This window comes from Arthrobacter sp. zg-Y1171, assembly GCF_025244845.1.
Lineage (GTDB): Bacteria > Actinomycetota > Actinomycetes > Actinomycetales > Micrococcaceae > Arthrobacter_B.
In genome coordinates this window covers 1,287,983-1,309,378 of sequence record NZ_CP104264.1, presented here as the reverse complement: position 1 = coordinate 1,309,378, position 21,396 = coordinate 1,287,983, and the positions used below count along the sequence as shown (strand labels likewise).

Genomic DNA, 21,396 nt, shown 5'->3' with positions numbered 1-21,396 from the left:
AGTGTCTCCCACCCCGGCCGAATCCGCGCAGGAGGAGCAGGCCGCATACCGAGACCTGTTGGGCACGGAACTCGAGGATTTCCTGGCAGTCCAGCACTCGGTGCTCGCCGAGGTCTCCCGCGAGGCGCTTCCCCTTTTGGACGCCGTTCACAACCTTGCCCGCGGAGGGAAGCGCCTGCGGGCCCTCCTTGCTTACTGGGGATGGCGCGGCGCCGGAGGAACTCCCCTGCATCCGGAAGCCGTCCGGGCCGGCGTCGCACTGGAACTGTTCCAGAGTGCGGCACTGATCCACGACGACATCATTGACCGGTCCGACACCCGCCGGGGCGGGCCAAGCGTACACCGCACCTTCTCGATGGCGCATGCGGACGCCAACTGGCACCTGGACGGATTCCATTTCGGTTCATCGGCCGGAATCCTTGCCGGTGACCTTTGCCTGTCCCTCAGCGAGGAAATGTTTTCCGCCGTGGGTCCGCGCGCGGCGCACGGCACCGAAGCGCGGCGCATCTTCAACCGCATGCGCACAGAGGTCATGGCCGGGCAGTACCTTGACATCCTCGAAGAGGTTGTCGGTCCGGACTACGACCCCGAGCACGCCGTCGTCCGGGCGTTGAATATCCTGCGCTACAAGGCAGCGAAGTACACCACCGAGCATCCCCTGACCCTGGGCGGTGCCCTGGCCGGTGCCGGCGCAGAGATCCTGGCGGGCTATTCCCGCTTCTCCCTGCCCCTGGGGGAAGCGTTCCAGCTGCGGGACGACGTACTGGGTGTGTTCGGAGATCCCCGGACCACCGGCAAGCCGGCGGGAGACGACCTGCGTGAGGGTAAACGCACGGTCCTGATTGCCTACGCCCTGTCCAGCGGGAGCGAGAGCGCCCGGAAAGAGATCACGGCCCGGCTCGGGGATCCGGGGCTGGACGACGACGGCGTGGCCCGGCTGCGCGGAATCATCCTCGACACCGGGGCGCTGGCCGCGACGGAGGAACTCATCTCCAGGCATACCGAAACGGCGTTTTCCGCATTAGCCGCGCTCCCCCTCGACGGCATCCCCCGGGCCGCCCTGGACGCGTTGGCCCACGCAGCCGTTCGGCGCAGCTCCTAGGGAGCGGCACAGGCAATAGAAAGATTCCAAACTAATAAGGAGCTGCCAGTCCGGAGACTGGCAGCTCCTTATTCAGGTGCTGCGTAATTCAGGTGCTGCGTGAGGCGTTGCTACCAGCCCAGCGCCTGTGCACGGCGGCGGATCTCCGTCTTGCGCCCTTCGCGGAGCGCGTCCACGGGACGGCCGGGCAGCGTGTCGTCGGCCGTGAAGAGCCAGCGGATCATTTCGTCGTCGTGGAAGCCTGCGTCATTGAGCACCGAAATGGTGCCCTTCAGGCTCTCCAGCACGGCGCCGTCAGCGATAAAGGCAGCCGGGATGCTGCGGATCTTCCGGTCGCCGAGGCGCACAGCCAGCAGGGCGCGCTCCTCCAGCAGGCTATGCACCTTGTTAATAGGGAGATCGAGTTGTTCAGCCACATCGGGCAGGGTCAGCCAGTCGGAAACAAGTTCCTCGAGTTCATTCACCCTTCAAGGGTGCCACGTCCGGGGCCGCCCGGGCCAGTTTGCCGTTTGACGGCAGAACTGAAACACAAAAAGCACTACTCGGGTATTGTGCCGGTCTCTGGTTAGTGTAAATTCACATTAGTACCTGTAATCCCATGCGTAACTAGCACACCACTAGTCACATAAAGAACAGTGGTAACACCCGTTCCATTACTTGTTTTTAATCCAAGGATTTGCGGTAAAGGCCGCGGCCAACACAGATGAGGAAACATCACCATATGAACGCTCAGTCCACCACGGGAACGCCAGAGGCGCGTCCCGTTGCTACAGGAATACCGCGCAAACTGAGTGTTGCCGTGACGACCGCCGCCATTCCTGCAGTGATGATGTCCGCCCTGGCTCTTGCCGAGCCGGCCGCCGCTGCCCCCGCCGCACCCCAGAACACCCTGTTTCCCCAGCTCCCCCTGCAGGCCATCAAGAACCTGAACACCGGGGCTGCCACCGGAGTTACCGCCTCGCAGCTGGCCACCCAGGTTCCCGCGACGCTGCAGGCGGAGTCGGCTGTTCCTGCCACGCACCGGATCGTTTCCGGCGACACGGTCAGTTCAATTGCCGCACAGTACGGACTGTCCGTAACGGAACTGCTGCGCGTGAACAACCTGCAGGCGTCCTCGCTGATCTTTGCAGGTGACGATCTCCGCCTTGGCGGGGCAGCCGCATCCGCTGCCCCCGCTGCCGCTTCCGCTGCCGGCGAAGGCACCTACACGGTGGTCTCCGGGGATACTTTGAGCGCCATTGCCGGAAAGCACGGCGTCAGCCTCTCCAGCATCCTCGCCGCGAACAGCCTGACCCTCACCTCCGTCATCTACCCGGGCCAGTCGATCCGCATCGACGGCCAGGCGCCGGCCGCTCCCACGGCTCCTTCCGGTGTCCAGCCGGCCTCCGGCACCGGCAGCTCGTACACGGTTGCCGCCGGGGATACCCTCAGCGCAATCGCCGCCAAGCACGGCGTCAGCCTCTCCGGCATCATGGCCGCAAACGGCCTGTCGCAGACCTCGGTAATCCGGCCGGGCCAGAAGATCACCGTCGACGGCAGCACCGTCAGTGTCACCGCCTCCGCGCCCGTGGCAGCCGCACCCACGGATCTGGTTCCCAATACCTTCCTGCACTACACCTACCCCGAGCACACTGTCGCCGGCGCCAACCTGAACAAGCAGACCCTCAACTCGCTGCCCGTTCCGGACCGTGCGCAGATGCAGCAGATCGTGGCCGACACGGCAGCGCAGATGGGTGTCGACCCGGCCCTGGCCCAGGCATTCGCCTTCCAGGAATCCGGCTTCGACCAGCGCGCCGTCTCCCCGGCCAATGCCATCGGCACCATGCAGGTCATTCCTTCCTCCGGGGAATGGGCTTCGCAGCTGGTAGGACGGCAGCTGAACCTGCTGGATCCGTACGACAATGCCACGGCCGGCGTCGCGATCATCAGCGCTTTGATCCGCAGCAGCGACAGCCTGGAAACCGCAATCGCGTCCTACTACCAGGGCCAGTACTCGGTGACCACCCACGGCATGTTCGCGGACACCCGCAACTATGTCAGTTCCGTGCTTGCCCACCGGGCGTCCTTCCAGTAAGGCAATCCAGGAGTGCATCGAAAGGGTCCGGATCGGGTGTCGATCCGGACCCTTCCGCGTACCGCCATTAGGATCGAAGGGTGCATGAGCCCGTGAAAGACTCCCTCGTTGAGACGCTGGTCGACGACCGTTACTTCGTCAGGTCCCTGGTGGCGCGCGGCGGAATGTCCAGTGTTTACCTGGCTACCGACCGCCGTCTGGACCGCGATGTGGCCCTCAAGGTGCTGTACCCGCACCTTGCCGCGGACCGCGGCTTCCTTCGGCGTTTCGAAAGCGAAGCCAAATCGGCTGCGCGGCTTTCCCACCCCCACGTGGTGGGCGTCCTGGACCAGGGGATCACCGACAGCCTGGCGTACCTCGTGATGGAGTATGTGCCCGGCCGGACGCTGCGCGGGCTGCTGGACGAGCGCGGCCCCCTCTCGCCGCGCCTGGCGCTGGCACTGATGGATGCGGTGGTTGAAGGGCTGGCTGCTGCGCACGACGCCGGCCTGGTCCACCGCGACGTCAAGCCGGAGAACGTGCTCCTCGCGGACAACGGCAGGATCAAGATCGCTGACTTCGGGCTGGCCCGTGCCGTGTCCACCAGCACCAACACCGGCACATTGGTGGGCACCGTCGCCTACCTGGCACCCGAACTGGTTACTGCGGGCGGTGCCGACGAACGCAGCGACGTCTATTCAGCCGGCATCATGCTTTATGAAATGCTTACGGGCAGGCAGCCCTTCACGGGAGATTCACCCATCCAGGTGGCCTTTGCGCATGTCCACTCCTCCGTTCCCGCCCCTTCGGACCTGTGCCCGGGACTGGCTGAGGACCTGGACGAGCTTGTCCGCTGGTGCACCGCCAAGGACCCCGAGGAACGCCCCGTCAACGGCCGCGCCCTGCTGGGCGAACTGCGGCACATCCGGACCTCCCTCAGCGACTCGGAGCTTGACTTCCGGTGCGCTCCGGGCCCGGGCAGCCGACCGTCCGAGGCCGGCACGCCCACCGAAGCGTTGTCCGGCGCCACGGAGGTCCTCACTGCCGCCGGTGCCGCCACGAGCGTCATCGACACTTCGGCATTAGGCCCCGGCGATCCCCGCGGGAACCACACCGAGGTCATCCACCGAAACGACAACGCCACCACGGTATTTCCTGCCGGCAGCCGCGGTGCAGCGGACGATGGTGCGGACCACGCGGACGGGTACGACGCTGACGGCCCGGACGACGACTATGACGCAGACGCAGACGCAGACGACGAAGCCGGGCCTGGTACGAACGCGCGCCGGCGCCTGGCCCAGCGGGATGAACGCGACCGGCTGCGGCAGAACGACCGTGAAGCGCACCGCCCGCAGTTATCCCTTCGCAGCGGAAAGCCGCGCCGCCGGGGCATCCTGCTGGCCGTGGTGCTGACGGTACTGCTCGCAGCAGTTGCCTTTGCCGGATGGTTCTTCGGTGCCGGACCCGGCGCCTTGGTCTCCGTACCGGACGTGAGCAATGCTTCCGTCGAGGAAGCCGGCACACAGCTGGGCGAGGCAGGCCTGGACTACACCACCGATGAGGTGTTCGACGAAGTGGTTGCCGCAGGGCTCGCTGTCGGCACCGATCCCGGCGCGGCCCGGGAAATCCGCCGCTTCCAGCCGGTGACGCTGCTCGTCTCCAAGGGACCGCAGCTGTTTTCCGTGCCCAATGTAGTCCAGCGCACGCTGGAAGCTGCCCGGGCAGACCTTGAGGCGGACGAGCTCACGCTCGGCGCAGTCACAGAGGAGTACAGCGAAAGCATCGAAGCGGGCAGCATCATCAGCCAGCAGCCGTTGCCGGACACCCTGCTGCGGCTGGGGGCGCCGGTGGACGTCACGGTGTCAAAGGGACCGGCGCCCGTTGAGGTCCCCGCAGTCGCCGGGCTCGGCGAGGACGCTGCGGTGAAAGCCATTGAAGACGCCGGACTCACGGCTGCCGTGGCTCCGGAAAAAGTGAACAGTCCTTCCGTCCCGGCGGGCGCGGTTGTCGCCCAGACGCCGGCATCCGGGCTGCTCGAGCGGGGCTCCACCGTCACGCTGACCATCTCCCTCGGTCCGCGGATGGTTGAGGTTCCGAACTATGTGGGCCAGCGCGCCGAGACCGCGCGGGCGGATCTGGAAAGCCGCGGGTTCACGGTCGAGGTGGAGAACCTCCTGGGCGGATTGCTGGGCCTGGTCCGGGACCAGGAACCGGGCGCAGGTACCGCCCCCGAGGGCTCCACCGTCATCCTGAAGGTGGTGTAGCCCCGGGGCGGCCCTACGCCTGTCAGCTCCTGCGGGAAAGGGCGCCTGCAACCAGGAAGGCCATCTCCAGGGACTGCATATGGTTCAACCGGGGGTCGCAGACGGATTCGTAGCCCTCCACGAACGCCTCCTGGTCAATGGGGTCCGCACCGCCCAGGCACTCCGCGACGTCGTCGCCCGTCATTTCCACGTGCAGGCCGCCGGGGAAGGTCCCCAGGGAATCGTGCACTTCGAAGAAGCCGCGCACCTCGTCCATCACATCGTCGAAGTTGCGGGTCTTGTAGCCGTTGGGCGAGGTGACGGTGTTGCCGTGCATGGGGTCCGTTACCCAGAGAACCTGGGCGCCCGAGGCGGTCACCTTCTCCACCAGGGCGGGAAGCTTCTCGCGGATGTTACGGGCACCCATCCGGGTGATGAACGTCAGCCGCCCGGGTTCCCGGTTCGGATCCAGCTTGTCGATCAGGGCCAAGGCGTCTTCGGCGCTCGTTTTCGGGCCGAGCTTCACGCCAATGGGATTGCGTACCCGGGACAGGAAGTCCACATGCGCGGAATCGAGGTCACGGGTGCGCTCTCCGATCCACAGGAAGTGTCCGGAGGTGTCGTACGGCTGGCCGGTCCGGGAGTCCACCCGGGTCAGGGCCCGTTCGTAGTCCAGGAGCAGCGCCTCGTGGCTGGCGAAGAACTCGACTCGCTTCAGGGCTTCGAAGTCCGCGCCGCAGGCATCCATGAAACGTACGGCGCGGTCGATTTCCCGGGCCAGGGATTCATAGCGGGAGTGCGCCGGATTGGACGTAAAACCCTTGTTCCAGTGGTGCACCAGCCGGAGATCGGCGAAACCGCCCTGTGTGAAGGCGCGGATCAGGTTCAGCGTGGACGCGGACGTATGGTACGCGCGCACCATCCGCGCCGGGTTGTGCCGGCGTGATTCGGGCGTGAAGTCATAGCCGTTGACCATGTCGCCGCGGTAGGCGGGCAACGTCACGCCGTCACGGGTTTCCTCGTTGGATGAGCGCGGCTTGGCAAACTGGCCGGCCATCCGGCCCATCTTGATCACCGGAACGGACGCACCGTAGGTCAGGACCACAGCCATCTGCAGCAGTGTCCGGACACGGGCGCTGATCTTGTCCGCGGTGGCTGCTTCGAAGGTCTCGGCGCAGTCGCCGCCCTGCAGGAGGAAGGCACGGCCTTGGGCGGCCTCGGCCAGTCGGCTGCGGAGGACATCCACTTCGCCGGCGAAAACCAGCGGAGGAACCATCGAGAGTTCGGCAATGGCCGCGTCATACCCCGGATCGTCCCGCCACGTCGGCTGCTGGGAGATCGGCAGGGAACGCCAGTTGTCCAACTCGGGGTGGGTCGCGGAAGTGGCCGCCGCGCCCGAGAGCATGGTCGGAATGGACTCGCGGTGTACGGGGGTGTCAGTCACGGATTAAATCCTACTAGTTGCCCGGCTGGAGCGAACAACGCCGTCACAAACGCTGCCGGAGCCCGCAACACATGCACGGTCCCGCCATCCCCCGAGGGGAAGCTAGGCCGTGTGGGAGCGCGGGTCTGCGTCGCGGTCAGCGGCCGGGCGGGCACCGCCGGTTTCGACACCGCTGCGTTCGTCGGCATCAGTCCGGGCAGCGCGGGCACCATTGGCCCCGGGCATCCGGCCACGGAACTTCGGGCGCCGTTTGTTTCCGGCTTCGCCCGCGGCGTCACCCGCTTCGGCTGCAGCCGGCTTCGAGGATTTTCGGATCCCCTTCGCCGCGCTCGAACCGATGACGGTCACGGCGCCGGGCAGTTTGCCGCCCGCTTCGGCAGGCAGTTCCGAACTGCCGGCCGGGGGCACTGCACCGGAATCGGATCCGGTGGAAAGGCGGACAGCCGCGCTGCGTGCCTGTGCGGCCTTGACGCCCTTCTTAGCGGCCATCTTTTCCTTGACGGTGCTGGCGTATACATCCACGTATTCCTGGCCGGAAAGGCGCATGAGTTCATACATGATCTCGTCGGTCACGGAGCGCTGGATAAAGCGGTCGTTCTCCAGCCCGGCGTACCGCGAGAAGTCCAGCGGTTCGCCGACGATGATGCCGATCCGGCGGATATTGGGGATCCGCCGGCCGATGGGCTGGACCTTGTCGGTTCCGATCATCGCAACGGGGATGACGGGAACGCCGGTAGAGAGCACCAGCTTGGCTACACCGGTCTTGCCGCGGTACAGCCGCCCGTCCGGGCTGCGGGTACCTTCCGGGTAAATACCCAGCAGGCCGCCGTTTTCCAGGACATCGACGCCTGCCTTGAGGGAGGAAGCGGACGCGGCTCCGCCGGAGCGGTCCATCGGCAGCTGGTTCGCGAGCCGGAAGAAGGTTGCAGTGAGCTTGCCCTTGATGCCTTTGCCGTTGAAGTAATCGCTCTTCGCGAGGAAGCTCACCGGCCGGGGTACGGCCAGCGGAAGGAAGATCGAGTCGGAAAACGAAAGGTGATTGCTCACCAGGACGGCAGGCCCGGATTCGGGGATGTTATCCATTCCCTTGACCCAAGGCCTGAAGAGAAGATTTACCACCGGCCCGATGAATATAGTCTTCATCACCCAATAGAACACGCGGCTTGATCTCCTGTCCGGACAAGACAATAACGGGGGACCCGTTTGGTTCCCCAGACTCTACTGTATGCGCGCTTATCCCCGCTGGTGAATTTGGCGCGTGCCGGGGTTCCCGGGAGTTTCCCCCCTTCAGGGTCCAAAAAGGCCCCTCTAATGCAACCATAGACACATGACTTCCCTCCCCGGCGCTGATGCCTTCCACTCCGAGGGGCACGGACCCAACGCGGGCGTAGGCGTGCTTCTCAGCCACGGATTCACCGGATCCCCGGTGAGCCTTGCGGCTTGGGCGCGCCATCTGGCGGGCCGCGGCTACGCCGTGAGCCTTCCGCTGTTGCCCGGCCACGGCACCAGCTGGCAGGAATTGGCCCAGACACCGTGGCAGCGCTGGTACGAGGACTACGAGAACGCCTATCTGGACCTGCGGGAGCGGACGGACTGTGTCGTATCGGCAGGCCTTTCCATGGGCGGCACGTTGGCGCTGCGGCTGGCGGCCCGGCAGCAGGTGGCCGGCGTCGTCGTCGTTAACCCCGGCCTGACGTTCGCCGACCCCCGGGCGCGCTATTCCGGCGTGCTGAAGTACTTCCTGAAATCGGTTCCCGCCATTGGCAACGACATCCGGCTCTCGGGACAGGATGAGGGTGCGTATCCGCGGACGCCGGTGGGCGCCGTGCAGCAACTTGGCAGGCTCTTCCGGAATACTGCCGCCGCCCTGCCCGACGTGACGGCGCCCGTGCTGGCGTTCCGTTCACGGGTGGACGCCGTGGTGCCGGAATCCAGCATGGAACTGCTCCGCCGCCGGCTCCTTAATGCAGAGCTTGAGGTGGTGCCGCTTGAGAACAGCTACCACGTTGCCACCATGGACCATGATGCGCCGCTGATCTTCGACCGCTCTTCCGAGTTCATCCACCGTGTCAGTTCCGGGGTGCGGGCATGAGCGAACGCGAGCCGGAACATAACGAGTCCACCGACGAGGAAGTCTGGCTGGACCTGGTGGCCCGCCTGGAGCATATGGACGCCAGCGATCCGGTACGTCCGGAACCGGACCGTTCCGCCGGCACCCCGGATGCCGACGCCCCGCGCGGCAGCGGAGAACCGGGGGAAGCAACACCGCCCGGCGATCCGGCGGCACCGACCCCGGCGGAACGGACCCGCGCCATCTTCGAGAACCAGCCGCTGGCATCAGCGGGGCCCCGGGACTATACCGCCGAGGATGAGGACGACGGCGGGTTTGTGCCGCCCGAACCGCCGCCGCTTGGCACCGGGGAACCGCTGGTTGTGCTCAGCTGGCTGGGCACGCTGGCCGGACCGCTCCTGCTCCTGGTGTTCGCCATGTTCTGGCGCACCGCGCCGCTGCCCGTCATCCTCGGCACTGTCGCCGTGTTTGCGGGATCCGCGGCCTATCTGCTTTTCCGGCTACCCCAGCACCGCGATGAGGATGACGACGGAGCGGCCGTCTAGGCCCGGCTTCCTCCCCCGGGGCCGCCCCGGCTCAGCGGCGTGCAGCGATCCGAGACAGGTCCGCGGCTCCGATCATCCCCGCGGCCGGACCCAGGGCCGCCCGCTCCATCTTGGCCGCGGGGCGGAAACCCCGCCCGGTAAGGTTCCGGGCAAAGGACCGCCGCGCCGGACCAAGCAGCAGGTCACCGGCATCGCTCAGCCCGCCGCCGATGACGAACATGCCAGGATCCAGGGCAGCGGCCAGGTTCGCCAGCCCCAATCCGAGCCACTGCCCCACTTCGTCAAGGAGTTCAATGGAGGCCGGGTCGCCTTCGAGGGCCAGACGGGTGACGACGGCGCCGGTCACCTGATCCGCGTTGCCGTCCACGGCGCGGAGCAGCTCCTGGGCTACCGGGGAGTTGGCTGCGGCCAGTTCCCGGGCCTCCCGGCCCAGGGCGTTGCCCGAGGCATACTGCTCCCAGCACCCGCGGTTGCCGCATTCGCAGCGGTGCCCGCCGGGCATGATGATCTGGTGCCCGAACTCCCCCGCCACGCCGTACCGGCCGCGCTCAAGCCGGCCGTCGAGCACCATCGCCCCGCCGATTCCGGTTCCGAGGGTGACGCAGACCATCCTGCTCTCCCCCGCACCGGCGCCGAACCGGTATTCCGCCCAGGCGGCGCCGTCGGCATCATTGACGAGGAAGACGCGTCTGCGCAGCAGCCGCTCAAGGTTCTCGCGGAGGGGCTCATTGCGCCAGGCCAGGTGCGGGCTGAACAACACGGTGCCGCCGGCGAGGTCCATCCACCCGGCCGCACCGATTCCAACGGACCACACGTGGTGCTCGGCCGAGAGTTCCCGGACCAGGTCCACGATGACCGCTTCGACTTCCCGGGGGTCCTGCCCCGGCGTCGACCGGCGCGCCTGCTTCAGCACGCGTCCGTCGCCGTCCACGAGCCCCGCCGCCACTTTGGTGCCGCCGATATCGATCCCGATGGCCAGACCTCGCCGCCGCATCCGGTTCGGCAGACGCATGGGCCTGCGTGGCCGGAAGGGTTCCGTAGCAGCAAGCCTGCGTTGGAGCGGGGTGGAAAGGGGACGGGGAACGGGTGCTGGGGTAACTGGACGCATCAGAAACCTATTCTAGGGAAACAGCAAGAGCGGCGACGCGTTCGTTATGAATCTGCAAGGTTACCGACGGGTAAGAAAATGTGATCTACGTTATAGGCTGAACAGTGCCTACGGGCGTAACGGATATCAAAGGAGCTATCGTGCGAGAATTCAGTGTTCCCGTCCTAGCGGAGTCCCCGCCGCAGACGAACATCACCAACATGCTGCTCGATCAGGCAGCCAAGCCAAGCAACCCCGCTCTCTTTGCCGTCCGGAACGGCCAGGGCGAATGGCAGCGGATCAGTGCCACGGAGTTCACCAAGGACGTCCAGGCACTGGCAAAGGGCTTTATGGCCAGTGGTATCAAGGCAGGCGACCGCGTAGCCATCATGTCGCGGACCAGGTACGAGTGGACCCTGGTGGACTTTGCACTCTGGTTCGCCGGGGCGGTATCGGTTCCCGTCTATGAGACCTCCTCCCCTTCGCAGGTCGCTTGGATCCTGAGCGATTCCGGCGCCGTCGGCATTGTGGTTGAAGCTGCCCGGCACGAGAACATTGTCCGCACGGCCGCAGCGGACGAAGACCTTTCCATGGTCGCCAACGTGTGGCAGATCGACGGCGGCGGACTCGACACCCTGCGCGCCGACGGCGCGTCGGTGAGTGATGAAGATCTCGAGAAGCGCCGCTCCACCGCACAGATGACCGACCTGGCGACGATTATTTATACGTCCGGAACCACGGGCAAGCCGAAGGGCTGCGAACTCACGCACGCCAACTTCGTCGATGTGTCCCGGAACTCCGAGCTGGCCGAGCCCGAGGTTGCCACCGAGGGCTCGCAGACAATCATGTTCCTGCCCCTGGCACACGTCCTCGCCCGTTTCATTTCCGTGCTGTGCGTGGCCACAGGCGCCACCGTGGCACACACCCCCGATGTAAAGAACCTGCTGCCCGACCTGCAGAGCTTCAAGCCCAGCTTCATCCTGGTGGTTCCCCGCGTCCTCGAGAAGGTCTTCAATGCCTCCATGCTGAAGGCAGAAGACGGCGGCAAGGGCAAGATCTTCCACGCCGGCGTCGCGACCGCCGTAGCCTGGTCGAAGGCGAAGCAGGAGGGCAAGGTTCCACTGAGCCTCACCCTGAAGCATGCCCTCTTCGACCGCCTGCTCTACGGCAAGATCCGTGAGGCCATGGGCGGCAACGTGAAGTACGCCGTCTCCGGCGGGGCTCCGCTGGGCGAACGGCTGGGGCACTTCTTCCACGGCATCGGACTGCTGGTACTGGAAGGCTACGGTTTGACCGAAACCACGGCTCCGCTCACCACCAACACCCCGCAGCTCGTCAAGCTGGGCACCGTGGGTGCGCCCCTTCCCGGGAACAGCGTCAAGATCGCCGACGACGGCGAGATCCTGGCCAAGGGCATCAGCGTGATGAAGGGCTACTACAACCGCCCGGAGCTGATGGCGGACACGTTCACCGACGGCTGGTTCCATACCGGTGACATCGGCGAACTCGACTCGGACGGCTTCCTGAAGATCACCGGCCGAAAGAAGGAAATCATCATCACCGCCGGCGGCAAGAACGTGGTTCCCTCCCAGCTGGAGGATTCCATCCGCGCCGATTCGATCGTGTCCCAGTGCGTGGTGGTCGGGGACGCCAAGCCGTTCATATCGGCCCTCATCACCCTCGACGAAGAGGCACTTCCCGGCTGGCTGGGGCGGCACAAGCTGCCGGCCACCATGACGGTGACCGAAGTGGCCAAGACCGATGAGCTGCAGAAGGAACTCCAGGCCCTGGTGGACCGCGCTAACAAGAAGGTGTCCTCCGCCGAGGCGATCAAGCAGTTCCGCGTGGTTCCGACCGACTTCACCGAGACCAGCGGCCACCTGACACCGTCACTGAAGATCAAGCGCGCCCAGGTGATCCGGGACTTCTCCGACGTCATCGACGACATCTACAGCGGGCAGCGGGTCTGATTTATCCGCGCGCCGGGCAGGAACCGACTCCCCTAGAGACGGTTCCTGCCCGGCGTTTCCTTTGTCTTCAGCGAAAGCAGCGCGTTTTCGACCACTTCCGTCAGTGCCGGGTGGATCCAGTACTGCCCGCGGGCCATGGTGGCGGCATCCAAGCCGAACTCCATCGCCTGCACCAAGGGCTGGATCAGCATCGACGCCTCATGTCCCATGATGTGGGCGCCGAGCAGCCGGCCGCTTTCCTTTTCCGCCAGCAGTTTCACGAATCCGGTGGAATCCTCCATTGCCCAGCCGTACGCCGTCGACCCGTATTCCTGCACGGCCAGGGCGAGTTCGACGCCGCGGGCTTCCGTATCGGCGATGGCCTGGTCCTCGGTCATCCCGACGCTCGCAATCTGCGGGCTGCTGAAGACGGCCGCGGGCACGAAGCGGTGGTCCATGGCGCGGAGGTCCCCGGGGTGCACCAGGTTGTGCGCCACCACCCGCGCCTCATGGTTGGCCACGTGCTTGAGCTGGTAGGGGCTGCTGATGTCGCCCAGCGCCCAGATCCCCTCCACCGGAGCGCCGGATGCCAGCACCCTGCCGTAGCCGTCCACGGCCAGCCGGCCGTCCGCGGTGAGGTCAAACCCGGCGGCTGTGACGTCCAGCCGGTCGGTGTTGGGGGTTCGGCCGGTCGCCACCAGCACCAGGTCCACGTCCAGGGCCGTTTCTCCGGCGGGGCCGGAGAGCACGGCGTGCACGGAACCGTCGGCGTTCTCCACCAGTGAGTCCACGGTGGTTTCGAACTGCACGTTCCACTGCTTGGCGGCTTCCGCGGTGAAGCGCTCGGACACGGTTTCGTCCAGGGAACGAAGCAGTGCCCCCGACCGCACGGCCAGGGTGACGTCCGACCCGAAGGCGGAGAAAACGAAGCCGAACTCCGCCGCGATATACCCGCCCCCGATGATCAGGACGCGCGCCGGCAGCTCATCGATACGCATCACCGTGTCCGAGGTATGCACCTGGGGAAGGTCCATCCCCGGCACATCCGGCAGGACCGGGCGGGATCCGGCGGCCACCACGATTTCATCGGCGGTGATTTCCTGCCCCGACGCCGTGACGAGTGCGTGCGGCGAGACGAAGCGGACGTATTCACTGAACAGCGTGACGTTGTCCAGCTCCTCGTCCCGGTAGCGGCGCCCGCCGTCGGAAATCGCGTCGATGCGGGTGAAGATCCGGTCCCGGATGTCCCGCCACCGGACCCCGGCCGACACCGTGTCCACGCCCAGCCGCGCGCCGTCCACAGCTGCTGCCGCGAGCTGGGCGGGATACACGAACATCTTCGTCGGGATGCACCCGACGTTGAGGCACGTTCCTCCGAACGTGCCTCCGTCAATGATCGCTACCTTTTTGCCGTCCCAGTCCGGGGTGATGATCGAGTTGCCGGAGCCGGAACCAATGATGGCCAGATCGAAGTGAGTCACGCTCTTCAGTCTATGCAGTCACGGTCCAACGTTCATTTCGCACCGGAAGCCGGTGCTTATTTCGGGGCGATGACCAGCAGCAGATCCCCGCCCTGGACCTGCTCCACCCGGGAGATGGCGACCCGTTCCACGGTTCCGGCAACCGGTGCCGTGATGGAAGCCTCCATCTTCATTGCCTCGATGGTGGCGACGGTCTCTCCTGCGGCGACCTCTGCACCCTCCTTAACCGTGACCGTGACCGCACCGGCAAACGGTGCCGCAACCTGGCCGGCTTCCGCCGGATCTGCCCGTTCCGCCGATTTCGTGGTGCTTTCGATGCTGCGGTCCCGGACCGAGACCGGCCGCATCTGCCCGTTCAGGGTGGTCATGACCGTGCGCATGCCCTTTTCATCCGGCTCGGACACCGCGTCCAGCGCAGCGATCAGCCGCACGCCCTTTTCCAGTTCGATGACGTGCTCTTCCCCGCGCCGCAGCCCGTACAGGTAGTCCCGGGTCTCCAGTACGGAAACGTCGCCGTAGGTTTCACGGACGGTCGCGAATTCCTTGGCCGGGCCGGCAAAGAGCAGCCGGTTCAGGGTTTCCTGCCGGGTGGCCGAATCGGCGTGCAGCCCGGCCTTGTCCACCTCGGTCAGTTCGACGTCGCGGGCCTTGACCTTACGGCCCTGCAGCGCCTTGGTCCGGAAGGGCTCCGGCCAGCCTCCGGGCGGATCACCGAGTTCACCGCTGAGGAAGCCGATCACGGAATCCGGAATGTCGTAGTTCTGCGGGTTCTCCTCGAAGTCCTCCGGGGAGACGTTGGAGCCGACCAGCTGGAGGGCCAGGTCCCCCACCACCTTCGACGACGGCGTGACCTTCACCAGGCGGCCCAGGATCCGGTCGGCGGCGGTGTACATGTCCTCAATGGCTTCGAACCGCTCCCCCAGCCCCAGGGCAATCGCCTGCTGGCGCAGGTTGGAAAGCTGGCCGCCCGGAATTTCGTGGCGGTACACGCGGCCGGTGGGACCCGCCAACCCGGATTCGAACGGCGCGTACACACGCCGCACGGCCTCCCAATACGGTTCCAGTGCGCCTACGGCGTCCAGGCTGATGCCGGTATCCCGTTCGGTATTGGTCAGCGCGGCGACCAACGAGGACATGGACGGCTGGCTGGTGGTGCCCGCCAGCGGCGCGCTGGCAACGTCCACGGCGTCCACCCCAACCTCGGCAGCGGCCAGCAGGGTTGCCAGCTGGCCTCCGGCGGTGTCATGCGTGTGCAGGTGGACGGGCAGGTCGAAACGTTCCCGCAGCGCAGCGACCAGCTTGGCCGCTGCAGCCGGCCGCAGCAGGCCCGCCATGTCCTTGATAGCCAGGATGTGCGCGCCGGCGTCCACGATTTTCTGCGCCAGGTCCAGGTAGTAGTCCAGCGTGTAGAGGTCCTCATGAGGGTTCAGCATGTCGCCGGTGTAGCAGAGGGCTACTTCGGCGACGGCCGTCCCCGTCTTGCGGACGGCCTGGATGGCAGGCTCCATCTGGGACACATCATTCAGCGCGTCGAAGATGCGGAAAATGTCGACGCCGGTAGCCGCGGCTTCCTCCACGAAGGCTTCGGTGACTTCGGTCGGGTATGGCGTGTAGCCCACCGTGTTCCGTCCGCGAAGCAGCATCTGGATGCAGATGTTGGGCAGCTGGTGCCTCAGGGCGGCGAGCCGCTCCCACGGGTCCTCGCCCAGGAAGCGCAGGGCGACGTCGTACGTGGCACCGCCCCAGGCCTCCACGGACAGCAGTTCCGGAGTCAGGGCTGCTACGGCCGGTGCCGCCGCGGTCAGGTCCCTGGTCCGCACACGGGTGGCCAGCAGGGACTGGTGGGCGTCGCGGAAAGTGGTGTCGGTGACGGCCAGTTCGGTCCGCTGCCGCAGGTCCGCGGCGAAACCCTCGGGGCCGAGTTCCAGCAACCGCTGCCGGGAGCCCGGCGCGGCGTCCGGCAGATCGGCGGGCAGCTTCTCCGCCGGGTCGATATGCGCAACGGGATCGCCGTAGGGCTTATTCACGGTGACATCGGCGAGCCAATTGAGCAGCTTCGTACCCCGATCCGCCGAGCCGCGGGCATTAAGCAGTTCGGGGCGTTCCTCGATAAACGACGTCGCTACGTCCCCGGCAACGAAGTCCGGATCATCCAGGACCGCCTGCAGGAAGGAAATGTTGGTGGCAACGCCGCGGATCCTGAACTCGGCCAGCGCCCTCCGGGCCCGGTTGACCGCTATGGGGTAGGTCCGTCCCCGGCAGGTCAGCTTGACCAGCATCGAATCGAAGTGCGGGCTGATTTCAGCGCCCGCATAGACGGTGCCGCCGTCCAGCCTCACCCCGGCGCCGCCGGCGGAACGGTACGCGGTGATCCGGCCGACGTCGGGCCGGAACCCGTTCGCCGGGTCCTCGGTGGTAATGCGGCACTGGAGGGCGGCGCCGCGGACCTGCAGTTCATCCTGCTGCAGGCCCAGATCGGCCAGCGTCTCACCTGCCGCGATCCGCAGCTGGGACTGGACGATGTCGACGTCGGTGATTTCCTCGGTAACGGTGTGTTCCACCTGGACCCGGGGGTTCATTTCGATAAAGACGTGCTGGCCGGCGCGTTCACCGACAGTGTCCACGAGGAACTCCACGGTTCCCGCGTTGACGTAGTTCAGGGCCTTGGCGAACTTCACCGCGTCCCGGTACAGGGCCTGGCGGATGTTCTCATCCAGATTGGGCGCCGGCGCTATCTCCACCACCTTCTGGTGGCGGCGCTGCAGGGAGCAGTCCCGTTCGAACAGGTGCACGATGTTGCCGTCCGCATCGGCCAGGATCTGTACTTCGATGTGCCGGGGACGCAGGACTGCCTGCTCCAGGAACACGGTCGCGTCGCCGAAGGCTGTCTCAGCCTCCCGCATGGCCGCCTGCAGGGCTTCGGGCAGCTTGTCCGCGGTGTCCACCCGGCGCATCCCGCGGCCGCCGCCGCCGGCCACGGCCTTGACGAAGATGGGGAACCCGATGTCCTCTGCCTCGCTGAGCAGCTTCTCGACGTCGGCGCTCGGCTCGGTGGAGCGCAGAACCGGGATGCCTGCCTTGCGAGCCGCGTTCAGGGCATGGACCTTGTGTCCGGCCAGTTCCAGGATGTCCGCCGCGGGACCCACAAAGGTGATGCCCGCGTCAGCGGCGGCGCGTGCCAGGTGCGCGTTTTCGGAAAGGAACCCGTAACCGGGGTAAATGGCGTCACAGCCGGATTCCTTAGCTACCCGGATAATCTCGTCAACGTCCAGATACGCCCGGACCGGATGTCCCTCTTCCCCGATCAGATAGGCCTCGTCGGCCTTCTGGCGGTGGATGGAATTCCGGTCCTCCTGGGGAAACACGGCCACGGTCTTGGCGCCGAGCTCATAGGCGGCACGGAAGGCGCGAATGGCGATCTCGCCCCGGTTCGCTACCAAAATCTTCGAGAACATGGGTCTCCTGGATCAATTGCGGTGGGGCACCCGGACAGATACCGCCAATAACGGATTTTACCCACGGCGCGAGAGGAAAACCTCAAGCCGGACCGGGGTCCCGCCGACAGGCGGACTCCGGAGCTGCCGTGTTCGACATCACAGTGGCACCAGTCTAAGCGCCACCCCTGTAAAAGCCCGCTGCCAAGGTAACGGGTATGCGTCACATAGAATGAGTCAGCAGCGTCCAGTGATCCCTAGACACGTTAGGTTTTGGTTCATCAAGTGCAAGTAGTGAGCATCAGCAGCCTGAAGGGCGGCGTCGGCAAGACCTCCGTCACCCTCGGCCTGGCATCCGCAGCGCTGGCCGCCGGCATTCCTACGCTCGTCGTGGACCTGGACCCGCACGCCGATGCCACCACCGGTTTGGGCGTCAGCGCAGGCAACCAGCTCGGAATCGGCGAGATGCTCCGGACAGCCCGTCGGGCACAGCTTTCGGATCATGTGATCCCCAGCGGCTGGGTAGCGAACGCCCGCCGCCTTGCGAAGAATTCAGAAGGCCGGAACCCCGTCCTGGATGTTGCCATGGGCTCGGCCTACTCGGGTATTTACGACCGTCCGGACCTGGGCAAGCGCGATCTTCGACGCCTGACCACCCTGCTGTCCCGGGTATCCGGATACGGCTTGGTCCTCATCGACTGCCCGCCGTCGCTGAACGGCCTCACCCGCATGGCCTGGACCGCCAGCAACCGGGTACTGCTCGTTGCGGAACCTGGGCTGTTTTCGGTGGCCGGCACCGAGCGGACCATGCGTGCGCTCGAACTGTTCCGGGAGGAATTCGCTCCCAATCTGGCCCCCGCCGGAATCATCGCCAACCGGGTGCGGCCCAGCTCCAACGAGCACGTTTTCCGGCTTGCCGAAATGAAGCAGATGTTCGGTGACCTGCTCCTCACGCCCACCATTGCGGAACAGGCGAACTGGCAGCAGATCCAGGGTGCCGCCCATTCGGTGCATCACTGGCCGGGCGAATCAGCCAAACAGGCCGCCGGAACCTTCGACGCCTTGATGAAGAACCTGATGGATTCCGGCAGCGTGCGCAACCGCGTGATGCGCCGCCCGGTGGCCTAGCCCCGGCAGGCTACAAGCAACTGGACAAACGTTGAAGGGCATCCCCGCGGGGATGCCCTTCAACGTTAATGGTCTGTAGAGCCTGCGCACCCTAACCGGGCTGTGCGCCCTAACTGAGCTGTGCGCCCTAACTGGGCTGTGCGCCCTAACTGATTTTGCGGGCGATGCGGCGCTGGCTCAGTTCGTCTCCGGGAAAGTCCTGCTCGTTGACGTGCTCACTGGGCAACTGTGCGAGGCTGCCCTCGACTTCGCGCCAGACCCGGCCCACGGCTATGCCGAAGACGCCCTGGCCGCCCTGGACCAGGTCGATGACCTCGTCGGCGGAAGTGCACTCGTACACGCTGGCGCCGTCGCTCATCAAGGTGATCTGTGCCAGGTCCTCGACTCCACGTTCCCGCAGGTGCTCCACGGCAGTTCGGATCTGCTGGAGAGATACACCGGTGTCCAGCAGCCGCTTGACGACTTTCAGGACCAGGATATCGCGGAAACCGTAGAGGCGCTGCGTGCCGGAACCGGATGCACCTCGTACCGCAGGTTCCACGAGGCCGGTGCGCGCCCAGTAATCCAACTGGCGGTAAGTTATCCCTGCAGCCTTGCAGGCGGTGGGGCCACGGTAGCCTGCGTCTTCATCGAGAAGAGGCAGGTCCTCGGTGAACAGCAAGCCCTGGGCGCTCTGGGAAGGGATACTCCCCGGTGCTGCGGCGTGTTCGCCGGCATCGCCTTTCGGACTCACGTGTGCCTCCTAGTAACGGTTCCCCTGGGGGTCGGCACAGGCCGGAGCTGTCAGGGCTTCTTCAGTGTGCCCCGAGAACTCCCCCGGTGCAATGGGAACTCTATTCTTCGACGTTAGAACCGACTGGCACCAAGGTCAAAGATGCCGGGAACTTTTCCGCAGGCGTGTCGGAGGCAGAGGCGGAAAACCGGTCAGCGTTCGAAGTCTTCAGGCTCGACGTCGGCCAGGAATTCGCGGAACTGGCGCATCTCCTGCTCCGCGTTGTCCTGCTCTTCATCGTCTTCGGGGTCCGCGTCGGCAATCCGGACGCCGGCCTCATTCAGGACTTCGTCCGCGCAGTAAATAGGGCACGGGATCCGCAGGGCAACGGCAATCGCGTCGGATGCCCGCGAATTCACGGCTGTTCCGTCCTCGAAAAGGATCTCTGCGTGGAACACGGTGTCTTCCACGGAGATCAGCCGGACGAGTGTCACTTCGCGTTTCAGCGCGTGGATCAGGTTCACCAGCAGGTCATGCGTCATGGGCCGCGGCGGAACGATCCCCTGCTGCACAAAGGCGATGGCGCTGGCTTCCGGGGCGCCGATCCAGATAGGAAGGTGCCGTTCACCGTTGACTTCCTTAAGCAGGACCAGCGGCTGATTGGACGGGAGTTCAATCCGCACGCCGACAACTTCGACTTCCTGCATCTCAGCCCTCCATCCGCGCTATTTGCCCATGCACCAAAGCGCTGTGCAGGCTCAGGCACAGGTCGCTGATCTCGCGGGCGGTCTCAGCGGCGCGCGCCTTCGAGGCGACGTCCCTGCGGGAGGCGACCGGGGCAACCACGCGTTCAACCAGTCCGAGCTCGCGGTCCGCTGCCGCCCGGAAGGGACGCAGGTGCCGTGGTTCGATGCCGTGCGCCTCGAGCTGGACACAGGCCTTGGCCACCTTCAGGGCATGCTCGTCATAGTTTTCATCGCCGCTGGTGATCAGTCCGTAGCTGACCAGGCTGTGCACCAATTCCGTGCTCGCGCCGGATTCCTTAACCAGCTCCTCGAAGGTCAAGGTGCGGGCATGGGCGCGGGCAGCAAGCTCTCCGGCCAGCTGGTCCGATACGACGCGCGGGGCAAGGGACATACCGCCGGGAAGCGACTCGGGCCGCTCTCCCCGGTCAATCGCGTCCAGATAATCCTTGATGACCTTCAGCGGCAGGTACTGGTCGCGCTGCAATGCCAGCACAAACCGAAGACGCTCGACGTCGGCCGTACTGTACTTGCGGTAACCGGCGGCCGTGCGCTGCGGCGTCACCAGGCCTTTTTCCTCGAGGAAACGGATCTTGGATGCGCTGATGGCAGGGAAGTCCGTGCTGAGCTCGCCCAGGACCTCGCCGATATTCAGCACCCTGCCACGCAGCCGTTCCGGTCCGGTGGTGCGCCTGACGGACTGTGATGCTGACATATCTACTACCTTATCTGCCCTACGCCGGGGCCTGAGCCTAGTTTCCGGCAGTTGCGGGGCGGGCAGCGTAAAAAGTGAGTCGGAACTTACCGATCTGCACTTCGCTCCCGGTACGCAGCAGCACACTGTCGACCCGGTCATGGTTGACGTACGTGCCGTTCAGGCTCATGGAATCCACCACGCGGAACCCCTCGGGGGTACGGCGGAACTCAACATGCTTGCGCGAAACAGTGACGTCATCGAGGAAAACGTCTGCGTTGGGGTGCCGGCCGGCAGTGGTGACGTCCTGGTCCAGCAGGAAGCGGGCACCGGCGTTCGGACCGCTGTGGGCAATCAGCAGGGCTGAGCGCGCAGGGAGGGCCGCGACGGCGGCTCGCTCGTCCGGGGTCAGCTTGGGCTCAACCGATGTGGAATCGGACATCGGGGGAAGACTGATGGATGTGGTGTCTTCCGTGCCGGGCGCCTGTCGGTTGCCCGCTCGTTCGGCGCTGTACTGCTCGCCCGCCATGTGCAATTTCCTCCCCAAAAAGAAAACTGATCAGCCAAAATATCTGGCTGACCCGGTTCCGATGACTGTTTCTGCCTTACCTGCTGTATCAGCCTACCCGTTACAGGCCCGCTGTGGCACTGATTAACAAGTACTGCTTACGGCTTCTCCGCGCAGGAGGTAGTAATCAGGTGCGGGAGGG

General features: G+C 65.6%; 16 protein-coding genes and 1 pseudogene. 7 read left to right on the top strand and 10 right to left on the bottom strand.

The window, feature by feature from the left end; all coding sequences use genetic code 11:
• The first annotated feature begins 1 nt into the window (after window position 1).
• Window positions 2-1,102, top strand: a complete 1,101-nt coding sequence (locus tag N2L00_RS06080) for a polyprenyl synthetase family protein (protein ID WP_370647022.1) — start codon at window positions 2-4, stop codon at window positions 1,100-1,102.
• A gap of 110 nt (window positions 1,103-1,212) precedes the next feature.
• Here N2L00_RS06080 and N2L00_RS06075 read toward each other — a convergent pair whose 3' ends face one another.
• Window positions 1,213-1,566: an Rv2175c family DNA-binding protein gene (locus tag N2L00_RS06075; RefSeq protein ID WP_255765803.1), complete on the bottom strand. Its 354-nt coding sequence runs from the start codon at window positions 1,564-1,566 to the stop codon at window positions 1,213-1,215.
• Window positions 1,567-1,901: 335 nt separating this feature from the next.
• Between N2L00_RS06075 and N2L00_RS06070 the strand changes: the two genes are divergently transcribed.
• Both N2L00_RS06070 and N2L00_RS06065 read left to right on the top strand, forming a co-directional pair.
• Entirely contained in the window at window positions 1,902-3,176 is a 1,275-nt protein-coding gene (locus N2L00_RS06070; protein ID WP_255765802.1) for a lytic transglycosylase domain-containing protein, read from the top strand.
• Window positions 3,177-3,256: 80 nt separating this feature from the next.
• Window positions 3,257-5,419 (top strand): Stk1 family PASTA domain-containing Ser/Thr kinase, encoded by a 2,163-nt coding sequence (locus N2L00_RS06065; protein WP_260554474.1) that lies wholly within the window; start codon window positions 3,257-3,259, stop codon window positions 5,417-5,419.
• A gap of 22 nt (window positions 5,420-5,441) precedes the next feature.
• Here N2L00_RS06065 and N2L00_RS06060 read toward each other — a convergent pair whose 3' ends face one another.
• Window positions 5,442-6,803 (bottom strand): class II 3-deoxy-7-phosphoheptulonate synthase, encoded by a 1,362-nt coding sequence (locus N2L00_RS06060; RefSeq protein ID WP_255766573.1) that lies wholly within the window; start codon window positions 6,801-6,803, stop codon window positions 5,442-5,444.
• 516 nt (window positions 6,804-7,319) lie between these two features.
• Window positions 7,320-8,000, bottom strand: a pseudogene (locus N2L00_RS06055) (lysophospholipid acyltransferase family protein); the annotation flags it as partial.
• Between the two features lie 169 nt (window positions 8,001-8,169).
• Between N2L00_RS06055 and N2L00_RS06050 the strand changes: the two are divergent.
• Entirely contained in the window at window positions 8,170-8,934 is a 765-nt protein-coding gene (locus N2L00_RS06050; RefSeq protein ID WP_255863273.1) for a carboxylesterase, read from the top strand.
• Complete coding sequence (locus tag N2L00_RS06045; RefSeq protein WP_255863274.1) at window positions 8,931-9,458, top strand: hypothetical protein; 528 nt, start codon at window positions 8,931-8,933, stop codon at window positions 9,456-9,458. Before N2L00_RS06050 ends, N2L00_RS06045 begins: the two co-directional genes overlap by 4 nt.
• Before the next feature lie 31 nt (window positions 9,459-9,489).
• Here the strand turns inward: N2L00_RS06045 and N2L00_RS06040 are convergent, their stop codons facing one another.
• Complete coding sequence (locus N2L00_RS06040; RefSeq protein WP_255765798.1) at window positions 9,490-10,470, bottom strand: ROK family glucokinase; 981 nt, start codon at window positions 10,468-10,470, stop codon at window positions 9,490-9,492.
• Window positions 10,471-10,706: 236 nt separating this feature from the next.
• Between N2L00_RS06040 and N2L00_RS06035 the strand changes: the two genes are divergently transcribed.
• Window positions 10,707-12,515 carry a long-chain fatty acid--CoA ligase gene (locus N2L00_RS06035; protein ID WP_255765797.1) on the top strand — a complete coding sequence of 603 codons (1,809 nt, stop codon included), beginning with the start codon at window positions 10,707-10,709 and terminating at the stop codon, window positions 12,513-12,515.
• A 32-nt stretch (window positions 12,516-12,547) separates the two neighbouring features.
• Here N2L00_RS06035 and N2L00_RS06030 read toward each other — a convergent pair whose 3' ends face one another.
• Entirely contained in the window at window positions 12,548-13,975 is a 1,428-nt protein-coding gene (locus N2L00_RS06030) for a mycothione reductase (RefSeq protein ID WP_255863275.1), read from the bottom strand.
• 56 nt (window positions 13,976-14,031) lie between these two features.
• The gene (locus N2L00_RS06025) at window positions 14,032-17,430 is read right to left on the bottom strand and encodes a pyruvate carboxylase (protein ID WP_255863276.1); all 3,399 of its coding nucleotides are present in this window, start codon (window positions 17,428-17,430) and stop codon (window positions 14,032-14,034) included.
• Between the two features lie 264 nt (window positions 17,431-17,694).
• Here N2L00_RS06025 and N2L00_RS06020 point away from each other — a divergent pair, with 264 nt between their 5' ends.
• Window positions 17,695-18,537, top strand: coding sequence for a ParA family protein (locus N2L00_RS06020; protein WP_255863277.1), 843 nt, complete (start codon window positions 17,695-17,697; stop codon window positions 18,535-18,537).
• A gap of 145 nt (window positions 18,538-18,682) precedes the next feature.
• Here the strand turns inward: N2L00_RS06020 and N2L00_RS06015 are convergent, their stop codons facing one another.
• The 4 genes from N2L00_RS06015 to N2L00_RS06000 form a co-directional block, all read right to left on the bottom strand.
• On the bottom strand, window positions 18,683-19,270 hold the full coding sequence (locus tag N2L00_RS06015; RefSeq protein WP_308219735.1) for a MerR family transcriptional regulator: 588 nt from the start codon (window positions 19,268-19,270) through the stop codon (window positions 18,683-18,685).
• A 191-nt stretch (window positions 19,271-19,461) separates the two neighbouring features.
• Entirely contained in the window at window positions 19,462-19,956 is a 495-nt protein-coding gene (locus tag N2L00_RS06010; RefSeq protein WP_255765793.1) for a bifunctional nuclease family protein, read from the bottom strand.
• A gap of 1 nt (window position 19,957) precedes the next feature.
• Window positions 19,958-20,707, bottom strand: a complete 750-nt coding sequence (locus N2L00_RS06005) for a MerR family transcriptional regulator (protein WP_255863278.1) — start codon at window positions 20,705-20,707, stop codon at window positions 19,958-19,960.
• A 37-nt stretch (window positions 20,708-20,744) separates the two neighbouring features.
• A complete protein-coding gene (locus tag N2L00_RS06000; RefSeq protein WP_255765791.1) occupies window positions 20,745-21,215 on the bottom strand; it encodes an FHA domain-containing protein in 471 nt (156 codons plus the stop codon).
• Window positions 21,216-21,396 lie beyond the last annotated feature (181 nt).

Coding starts and splice junctions, on each gene's coding strand:
- N2L00_RS06060 (WP_255766573.1), bottom strand. CDS start 6,803: ATGCTCTCGGGCGCGGCGGCCACTTCCGCGACCCACCCCGAGTTGGAC.
- N2L00_RS06050 (WP_255863273.1), top strand. CDS start 8,170: ATGACTTCCCTCCCCGGCGCTGATGCCTTCCACTCCGAGGGGCACGGA.
- N2L00_RS06045 (WP_255863274.1), top strand. CDS start 8,931: ATGAGCGAACGCGAGCCGGAACATAACGAGTCCACCGACGAGGAAGTC.
- N2L00_RS06040 (WP_255765798.1), bottom strand. CDS start 10,470: ATGCGTCTGCCGAACCGGATGCGGCGGCGAGGTCTGGCCATCGGGATC.
- N2L00_RS06025 (WP_255863276.1), bottom strand. CDS start 17,430: ATGTTCTCGAAGATTTTGGTAGCGAACCGGGGCGAGATCGCCATTCGC.
- N2L00_RS06010 (WP_255765793.1), bottom strand. CDS start 19,956: ATGCAGGAAGTCGAAGTTGTCGGCGTGCGGATTGAACTCCCGTCCAAT.
- N2L00_RS06005 (WP_255863278.1), bottom strand. CDS start 20,707: ATGTCAGCATCACAGTCCGTCAGGCGCACCACCGGACCGGAACGGCTG.
- N2L00_RS06000 (WP_255765791.1), bottom strand. CDS start 21,215: ATGGCGGGCGAGCAGTACAGCGCCGAACGAGCGGGCAACCGACAGGCG.